Genomic DNA, 9,330 nt, shown 5'->3' with positions numbered 1-9,330 from the left:
TTCTTGTGATTCGTATACAGCAATATAATCACTAGCAAAGCTACGTTCCATAAGGATTCATACAAAAATGTCGGATGTACCTGAATATATTCCACTCCATCTATCACAACAAGATGATTCATCAAATCCGTAGTAATATTTGGTGCTGCTACTTCTGCTTTATTAATCTGCATAGCAAAAATTCCATCACAGTATCCTCCGAATGCCTCTCTATTGAAGAAGTTTCCCCATCTACCAATAATTTGTCCTATCAGTAATCCAACACAACTCGTATCTGCAAGCAATGTAAAAGATACCTTCTTAACTCTTGCAAACACATATGCCGTAAGAGCACCCGCTATGATGCCACCGTAGATTGCAAGTCCACCACCACGTAGATTAAAAACACTCCAAAGATTATCTTTGAATTCATCAAAAGCAAATATCACGTAATAAATCCTTGCACCAATGACAGAAACAATAATTGCATATAAAGCAAAATCAAGATACATTTCCTTATTCTGCTTTGTTCTCTGTGCTTGCCATTCTACCAACCAAAATCCCGCCAACATTCCTAATGCAATAATTATTCCATAATACGCAATCGGAATGCCAAACAAATTAATTTCAGTACCTAAGTTCTCAATTTCTATTCCAAACTTAGGAAACCGTATGCTTGCATCTAATAGCATTTCATCATATCCTTTCAGCGCAAGATGATGTTCATCCTATTATTTCCTATACATTAAAACGGAATAATATTACATCTCCATCTTGTACAACATATTCTTTACCTTCTGAACGAACGAGTCCTTTATCTTTCGCTGCATTATAGCTTCCAGAAGCTACAAGATTGTCATAACTAACAATTTCTGCACGAATGAATCCTCTTTCAAAATCTGTATGAATCTTACCAGCAGCTTGAGGTGCTTTCATTCCTTTTGTAATTGTCCAGGCACGTGTTTCTTGCTCTCCTGCTGTAATATAACTGATCAAACCTAGGATTGCATAACTTGCATGAATTAGTTTCTCAAGTCCCGACTCTTTTAATCCCAAATCTTCTAAAAATTCTTTCTTTTCTTCATCATCAAGTTCTGCAATTTCCTGTTCAATTTGCGCACAGATAACAAATACTTCTGAATCTTCACTTTTTGCAAATTCTCTAACTTTTGCTACCATTTCATTATCTGCACCATCTGTAGCAAGATCATCTTCATTAACATTCGAAGCATAGATAACTGGCTTATATGTCAATAGATTATATGATTCAATCAAATCTTTTTCTTCGTCATCATCAGCTTCAAAGCCTTTTGCAAGTTTTCCTTCTTCTAAGAATTCTTTTAATCGCTTGATTAATTCTACTTCTTTCGCAAGTGTTTTATCATTCTTAGCACCTTTTGAAGCTCTTGAAAATCTTCTATCAAGTACTTCGATATCCGAGAATATTAATTCAAGATTAATTGTCTCGATATCACGAAGTGGGTCAACATTTCCATCTACATGGATTACGTTTGTATCTTCAAAACAACGAACAACATGTACAATTGCATCTACTTCACGAATATTAGATAAGAATTGGTTTCCTAAACCTTCTCCTTTCGATGCTCCTTTTACAAGACCTGCAATATCAACAAATTCTACAACTGCCGGAAGAATCCTTTGAGAACTATACATAGCAGAAAGAACATTTAATCTCTCATCTGGTACAGGCACAATACCTACATTTGGGTCAATTGTACAGAATGGATAGTTTGCTGATTCTGCCCCTGCTTTTGTTAATGAGTTAAATAATGTACTCTTCCCTACGTTTGGTAAACCTACGATTCCTAATTTCATTTGTGTCTCCTTTTCTATCTTTCAAACATTTTTTATTCTTAACATCAATCTCTTGATTCTATTACCATAAGAATTCCTTCCTTCAAATGTATAATCCCTTTCTCTTCAAGAAGCTCATTACTGATACCAATACTCTCGCCCTTTACTAACGTTGCATTGTGTAAAGGATATTTGAAACCAGTCAATGTTACTCCTGTCACAGAGTCCGTATACGGGATAAGGGATATATATTTTCCATGGACGTTCTCTTTACTTAGATACGTATCTGTATCAATAACATAGATTTGATTATGGGAATCCACAATCTTTGCTGTAATCTGATGCTCTAAAAAAATTGATAACAAATTTACATTTGCAAACACATGATCAATTCTTGTTCCTGTTGCACCAAGAATTGTTACGGATGTTGCACCAACTTCTATCGCTGTAACAATTGCCAAATGCGTATCTGTATAATCCTTTTCTGGAGGAAATTCCTTCAATACCATATCTGTGTTTTCGTTTACAATTCGATTTTTTACCTCTTGTAGTATAGACGGATTCAAAGAATCAAAATCACCAAGGATATAATTAACAGGAATATCTAATAATTTTGCCATCTCAAGTCCGTGGTCTGCCGCAATTACCATATCAAAACTCTCTGTCTCTAGGTAAGTCTTAACAAAATCCGTTTCTATCGTTCCTCCAGTAATAATTAATGTTTTCATCTATACACCTGCTTTGGTTACTCTACTTCATCTTCTCATTAAATGTCTTCACATTGTTTGCTTTATCACCAGAAAAAACTGCTGTACCAGCAACGATGATATTCGCTCCGGCTTTCACAATCTCTTCTACATTATCTAGATTCACTCCACCATCTACTTCAATATCAATATTCAAACCTCTATCGTTTATTAGTTGACGGAGTTTTTCGATTTTATTCAAAGAAAATGGAATGAATTTTTGTCCGCCAAACCCAGGATTCACACTCATTATGAGCACCATATCAAGTTCATCAAGTACATACTCAAGAACTTCTATTGGTGTCGCTGGATTTAATGCTACACAAGCTTTCTTTCCATACTCTTTAATCTTTTGAATCGTACTGTGAAGATGTTTACACGCCTCATAATGAACCGTAATAATATCTGCTCCTGCCTCTACAAAAGATTGAATATATCGACTAGGTTCTTCAATCATTAAATGCACGTCAAAAACACGGCTTGTCTTGCCGCGTAACGATTGCATCACTGGTATACCAAACGAAATACTTGGCACAAACATTCCATCCATAACATCAATATGAATATACTCTGCGCCTGCTAAATCAATTGCTTCTACTTCTTCGCCTAATTTCGAAAAATCTGCCGCAAGAATTGACGGTGATAACTTGTTCATAAAAATAACCATGCCTCTTTCTTTCGGAATATGCTTCCTAGTATTTTTTCTTATCTTTTAATTCATTGTATAATAATAGATAATTTTCATATCTTGTTTTACTTATCTTATTCTCCTGTAAAGCTTGTTTTACAGCACATTGTGGCTCATTGATATGAGCACATCCTTGAAACCTGCAACCATCTTCATATGGAAGAAATTCCGGAAAATACGATTTCAATTCCTCTTTTTCAAAATTATCAATATATAATGAACTGAATCCTGGTGTGTCAAATATAAAGGAATCATCATCTATCGCAAACAATTCCGAGTGTCTCGTTGTATGTTTTCCTCGCTTAATCTTTTCACTAATACAACCGACTTCCATCTGTGCCGTAGGTATTAGCGAATTAATAATAGAGGACTTTCCTACTCCAGAAGGTCCTGCAAGAACAGTCGTTTTACTCTTAACGATATCTTGAATCTGCTGTATTCCTTCCCCTTGCAATGCACTTGTAAAAAGAACATGATATCCACCAAGATGGTATGTCTCTTTTAACAACTCTTGCTCTTTCTCTGTAACAATATCCTGCTTATTAAAACACACATACGTCTCTACATCTTGTTTATTCATCATAATCAAGAATCGATCCAATAAATTCAAATTCGGATTTGGACTTGCAGCCGCAAAGATAACAAGCGCTTGGTCAATATTCGCAACCGCCGGACGAATCAACTCATTCATTCTAGGTAATATTGCTACAATATTACCTAGTTTCTTATCTTCATCTAGTTCTTCAATCTCTACATTATCGCCAACAAGTGGCTTAATCTTTTGATTACGAAAGATTCCTTTCGCTTTACATTCATATACCCCTTTTGAGGGTACATGAATGTAATAAAAACCTGCTATACCTTTAATAATTTTTCCCTGCATTATTTAGCTACCTTCTTAAATACTACATCAACTTCACCGAATTCTTCACCATCTAAATAGAATATTACTGTTGCAGAACCTTCCTTCGTACCTTTTAATGTTACCGTCTTTGGAAAATCTGCAAACGATAATGTCTGCTTAAAGGCATCCATAATTGGATTGTTTGAATCATCATCATAGTAAATATCAATAGAAACAACACCATCTTCCATCTCATCTGCAAACGGATTACTGCTCATTGTTACTTTTGCTGTATAGATATACTCTATTACTTCCACTTTTGGTCCAAGACTTACCGTAAAGTCAATCTTTGTTCCCTCTTCTACTTCTGTATTTGGTGAGTAAGATTGTTCCATTACTGTACCCTGTGCATAAGTATCGGAATTACTTGTGCTAACTTTTCCTTTTCCAAGACCATTTGCTTTCAAGATATCTTCTGCTTGTGACTGCGTATAGTTACTTAAATCTGGAACTTTAACGTATTTTATTTCTTTTCCTTTACTGATATAAACGGTTATTGTATCACCTTTTTTCACTTCAGAACCAGCTTCTGGCGAAGTACGTACAACTAGGTTTTCTGCTACCGTATCACTATATTCGTATTCATGTACTACTTTAAGCTCTTGATCGTTCTTAAGAACGGTGTCAGCTTGTTCAAGCGTCAAGCCTGCCACATTACGTAGTTGATTCGATTCCACTCCTGTACTTACAACAAGTGTAATTTCAGTGTTCTTATCAACTTCTTCTCCTGCTACAACACTTTGCTCAATGATATAGTTTTCTGGAATTACATCTGACGCTTTGAAATCATTTCTAGAACTCAAGTCTGCAGCTTTTAGCAATGCAATTGCTTCTTCTAACGACTTGCCTTTCAAATCAGGAACAATTGTTTTAGTCGAAGTTTCCTCGTCTTTGTTATCCTCTTCTTTTGTGTCTTCTTCTGGAAGTGTACTTTCATTTGTCGTATTACTATTTGGCAATTTACTTCCTGAATTAGATTTGAATAGTCCAAAACCTTTCCCTACTATAGCAATAATTACAATACCCAAAATAATTACAACAGTTACAGAACCTGCAATAATGAATTTCTCTAATTTAGGATCCACATCTTTTTCATCATCTGAATCCGCGTCTTCCGACTCGTACAATTGATTCTCATCGTTTGACTCATCATAATTATTCACACTTCTATGATTTGTATTGTTCATATTCGAATGTGCCGATGCTTCTCTAATCTCTCCAACTTGTTCTGGTGTAAGACTAATCGTTGGCGAGTCCATAGCAGCAACTGGTGCCATCTTAACAAATTCACCATTCGGATTCGCTAAAGAACGTTTTAAATCTTGAATTAATTCAGATGCACTTAGATAGCGACGCTCTGGTTTTTTCTGCATACATTTCTGTACAATTTTATCAAGACTTGGCGGAATTGTTGGATCAAGTTGTCTTAGTGGTGTCGCTTCCCCTTGAATATGAAGCAATGCTACAGACACTGCATTATCTCCTTCGAATGGAACTTTACCACATAGCATCTCGTATAAAGTAACACCTAAAGAATAGATATCACTCTTTTCATCGCTGTAGCCGCCTCTTGCTTGTTCTGGTGAGATATAATGTACGGAACCCATTGCATTAGAAGTAATCGTATTCGATGAAGCAGCCTTTGCAATACCAAAGTCTGTCACCTTTACTTTTCCTTCACGTGAAATAATTATGTTCTGAGGCTTAATGTCTCTATGAATAATATGATTCATATGTGCTGCTTCCATACCTTGCGCAATTTGAATTGCGATACCTACAGCTTCTTTTATCTCTAGTTTATCTTTTCTTTCAATAAAACTCTTTAATGTAATGCCTTCTACCAATTCCATTACAATATAATGTAGGTTTCCATCGTCTCCTACGTCATATACATTCACTATATTCGGATGGGATAATCCCGCAGCAGATTGTGCTTCTCCTCTGAATTTTGAGACAAATGTTTGGTCATCACTATATTCAGGTTTTAAAACTTTTATTGCGACATTACGGTTTAGGCGATGACATTTTGCTTTGTAAACATCAGCCATTCCCCCTGCTCCGACCTTTTCTATAATTTCATATCTGTCGCTAATAAACATTCCTGGTCTAATCATTCTTTCACCTCTCTATTATGGTTTTACAACGATTGCTGTAATATTATCTTTGCCACCATATTCATTTGCTTTCTCAATTAAAGCTCTAACTGCACTTTTGATTCTATCTTTTCTTGATTCTACGATTTCAAAAAGCTCTGTATCATCAATCATATTCGTTAAACCATCAGAACAGATTAGTATTATATCTTCTTCCTTCAAAGCAACTTCGAAGAAATCAGGAATTGCCCCACTATTCGCACCCAACGCCCTAGTGATTATATTTTTATTCGGATGAACTCTCGCTTCACTCTTACTTATCTCACCATTTTTAATCATCTCTTCTACAAGAGAATGATCTCTGGTAATTTGTTTTATATCATCATGTACTATATATAAGCGAGAGTCTCCAATATTGGCAACATATAAAACTTCATCAATAATTGTTGCAGCTACAAATGTCGTCCCCATACCTTCTAAATTAGGATTATCTTTTGCTTCTTTTAAAAGTAGCGTATTCGTATTCTTAATCGCTTCTTCAAAAAGTCTAATAGGTGATGTCAACTTGCTATTTCGTATATACTCAACAACCTTTTCCACACTAAACCGAGATGCAAAATCTCCTGCGCTATGTCCTCCCATGCCGTCAGCAACTATAAATAAATTGGGAAGGCTGCCAACTGGATTCTGTTCACAAAAAACATAGTCCTGATTCATCTTACGTTTTACACCGATATCTGTAATAGAAAATGATTCCATGGCGTTACCTCCTTATTAACTAGTGTGCTCATCCATGTAACTTTTTCTGAGCTGTCCACAGGCTGCGTCAATATCCGAGCCCATTTCTCTTCTAATAGTAACATTAATTCTATTTTTTTCAAGTATATTTTTGAAATTTTGCACAAACTGCATCTGCGTTTGCTTGAAATCTCTTTCCTTAATTGGATTTACAGGAATCAAATTCACATGACAATTTAACCCCTTTACTACTTGAATTAATTCCTTTGCATTTGCCTCACTGTCATTTACACCTTCTACTAAACTATACTCAAACGAAATACGTCTTCCTGTTTTATTATAATAGAATGTAACAGCTTCTATAATCTCTTTAATTGTATACTTATTCGCAATCGGCATAATTTCTTTACGAATCGTATCATTGGGCGCATGCAAGGAAATTGCTAATGTAATCTGCAACTCTTCTTCCGCAAGTTCTCTAATGCGATTCACAAGACCACATGTCGATACTGTAATGTTTCTTTGACTAATATTCAATCCATTCTCATCTGTTAATAATGAAAGAAACTGCAACACATGATCGTAATTATCAAGTGGTTCTCCTGTTCCCATAAGCACTACATTCGAAACCCGTTCTCCCGATATCTGCTGAATTTTATAGATCTGATCTAGCATCTCTGCCGGAGTTAAGTTTCTCTCTAGTCCGCCAAGGGTAGAGGCACAAAACCGACACCCCATTCTACATCCTACTTGTGATGAAATACAAACTGAATTTCCATGTTTGTATTTCATTAAAACACTTTCAATCACTCGGTTATCAGAAAGTTCGAACAAAAATTTACACGTTCCATCTTTTACTGATTCTCTTTTATCTACAACATGCAAGGAAGTTAGTTCAAAATTCTCTTCTAATTTATCTCTTAACGCCTTCGATAGATTCGTCATCTCATCAAAACTATTCACTAATTTCTTATGCATCCACTCATAGATCTGTTTCGCACGAAATGTTTTTTCTCCTAGCTCTTCCATTACTATTTTAACTTGTTCAAAATTCATGGATTTTAAATCACGCTTATCCATACTATGTTATCACCTTCCGATTCATTCCTGTTCATTCTTAGCAATTTTAGTTTCCCTTGCAAATCAACTCTATTTTTAAATCATTACTTTCTTACTAGTCTTGCCAAGAAAAATCCATCTGTATTATATATTCCTGGTATGAAATTAACATAACCATTCGCTACCGTGCTATCTTTTCCTTCTTGTTTTACAAATCTCTCAGGCAAATAATTTTCAAGCGATTGCAATTCAAAATCATAGTTATCTACAAACCACTTTACATTATTAAGGTTTTCTTCCTTATTCACTGTACATGTACTATAAACTAAGATTCCGCCTTTTTTTACATATTGCCAGATAACGCTTAGGATATCTCTTTGAAGTTGTGCAAGTTCCTTTTGTTTCTCTGGTGTAATATTGTATTTGATATCGTTTTTCTTACCAATTACGCCAAGCCCAGAACAAGGTAAATCTGCTATCACAACATCTGCTTTACCAATTAACGTCTCATCTAATTGTAATGCATCTTGCACTCTTGGTTCTACATTTGTAAATCCTAGACGTTCTACATTCTGCTTAATTAAATCTACTTTGTATTCTGTTAAATCACAAGCAATAACATTTCCAGTTCCATTTAGTAGTTGTGCTACATGAAGACTCTTTCCTCCTGGCGCTGCACACACATCTACAACAACAGCATTTTCTTTTATTCCTGCCGCATGTGCAACCATCATAGAGCTTTCATCTTGTACTTGAAATAAACCATCACCGAATCCATACAGCCTTTGAATAGAATCATATTCTGCTATACGAAGTGCTTCCCCTACATAAGCTCCGTCACTTACAAGTACTCCTTGTTCTTCAAGACCTTTTCTTAATTCCTCTATCGTTGTCTTATTCGTATTGCAACGGATTGTCGTTTCTCGTTCCGATAATGAAACTTCCAACATCTTCTCAATCTTGTCAAACGAGAATTCTTCTAGCCAATTTCGTATAATCCATTCAGGCATTGAATACGTGACACTAAGATATAATATCGGCTCTTTCGATTTATCTGGATACGTGATTTGATCAAGTTCTCTACTAATCGTTCTAAGAACACCATTAACAAATCCTTTAAGGTTATGAAACCCTTTCTTTGTTGCTAGTTTTACCGACTCATTACACGCCGCACTTACTGGTACTTGATTCATGTATTTGATTTGATAAACACCTAATCGTAAAATATTTCGAATTACAGGTTTTTGTTTATTCACTTTAACTTTTGAGAATTGATTGATAATATAATCCATCTCTATCATTCTCTCT

At 35.3% G+C, this 9,330-nt stretch carries 9 protein-coding genes; all 9 read right to left on the bottom strand.

Features of this window, described 5'->3' with window-relative positions; translation table 11 throughout:
• Positions 1 to 671 (bottom strand): prolipoprotein diacylglyceryl transferase (gene lgt, locus RMR19_RS19070; protein ID WP_310605092.1); only part of this gene is annotated, 671 nt, incomplete at its 3' end.
• A gap of 46 nt (positions 672 to 717) precedes the next feature.
• Positions 718 to 1,815 carry a redox-regulated ATPase YchF gene (gene ychF, locus RMR19_RS19065; RefSeq protein WP_310605091.1) on the bottom strand — a complete coding sequence of 366 codons (1,098 nt, stop codon included), beginning with the start codon at positions 1,813 to 1,815 and terminating at the stop codon, positions 718 to 720.
• 44 nt (positions 1,816 to 1,859) lie between these two features.
• Positions 1,860 to 2,522, bottom strand: a complete 663-nt coding sequence (locus RMR19_RS19060) for a thiamine diphosphokinase (protein ID WP_310605090.1) — start codon at positions 2,520 to 2,522, stop codon at positions 1,860 to 1,862.
• 22 nt (positions 2,523 to 2,544) lie between these two features.
• On the bottom strand, positions 2,545 to 3,195 hold the full coding sequence (gene rpe / locus RMR19_RS19055; RefSeq protein ID WP_310605089.1) for a ribulose-phosphate 3-epimerase: 651 nt from the start codon (positions 3,193 to 3,195) through the stop codon (positions 2,545 to 2,547).
• 37 nt (positions 3,196 to 3,232) lie between these two features.
• Positions 3,233 to 4,111 carry a ribosome small subunit-dependent GTPase A gene (gene rsgA, locus RMR19_RS19050; RefSeq protein ID WP_310605088.1) on the bottom strand — a complete coding sequence of 293 codons (879 nt, stop codon included), beginning with the start codon at positions 4,109 to 4,111 and terminating at the stop codon, positions 3,233 to 3,235.
• Entirely contained in the window at positions 4,111 to 6,246 is a 2,136-nt protein-coding gene (gene pknB / locus RMR19_RS19045; protein WP_310605087.1) for a Stk1 family PASTA domain-containing Ser/Thr kinase, read from the bottom strand. Before pknB ends, rsgA begins: the two co-directional genes overlap by 1 nt.
• Before the next feature lie 15 nt (positions 6,247 to 6,261).
• The gene (locus tag RMR19_RS19040; RefSeq protein ID WP_310605086.1) at positions 6,262 to 6,984 is read right to left on the bottom strand and encodes a Stp1/IreP family PP2C-type Ser/Thr phosphatase; all 723 of its coding nucleotides are present in this window, start codon (positions 6,982 to 6,984) and stop codon (positions 6,262 to 6,264) included.
• A gap of 15 nt (positions 6,985 to 6,999) precedes the next feature.
• A complete protein-coding gene (rlmN, locus tag RMR19_RS19035) occupies positions 7,000 to 8,043 on the bottom strand; it encodes a 23S rRNA (adenine(2503)-C(2))-methyltransferase RlmN (RefSeq protein ID WP_310605085.1) in 1,044 nt (347 codons plus the stop codon).
• Positions 8,044 to 8,126: 83 nt separating this feature from the next.
• Positions 8,127 to 9,330, bottom strand: a 1,204-nt coding sequence (gene rsmB / locus RMR19_RS19030) for a 16S rRNA (cytosine(967)-C(5))-methyltransferase RsmB (RefSeq protein WP_310605084.1), incomplete at its 5' end; no start/stop codon positions are given.

It is taken from the genome of Anaerosporobacter sp., from assembly GCF_031551385.1.
Lineage (GTDB): Bacteria > Bacillota > Clostridia > Lachnospirales > Lachnospiraceae > Anaerosporobacter.
The sequence above is the reverse complement of the archived record's forward strand: the minus strand, read 5'-3'. Positions and strand labels throughout refer to the sequence as shown.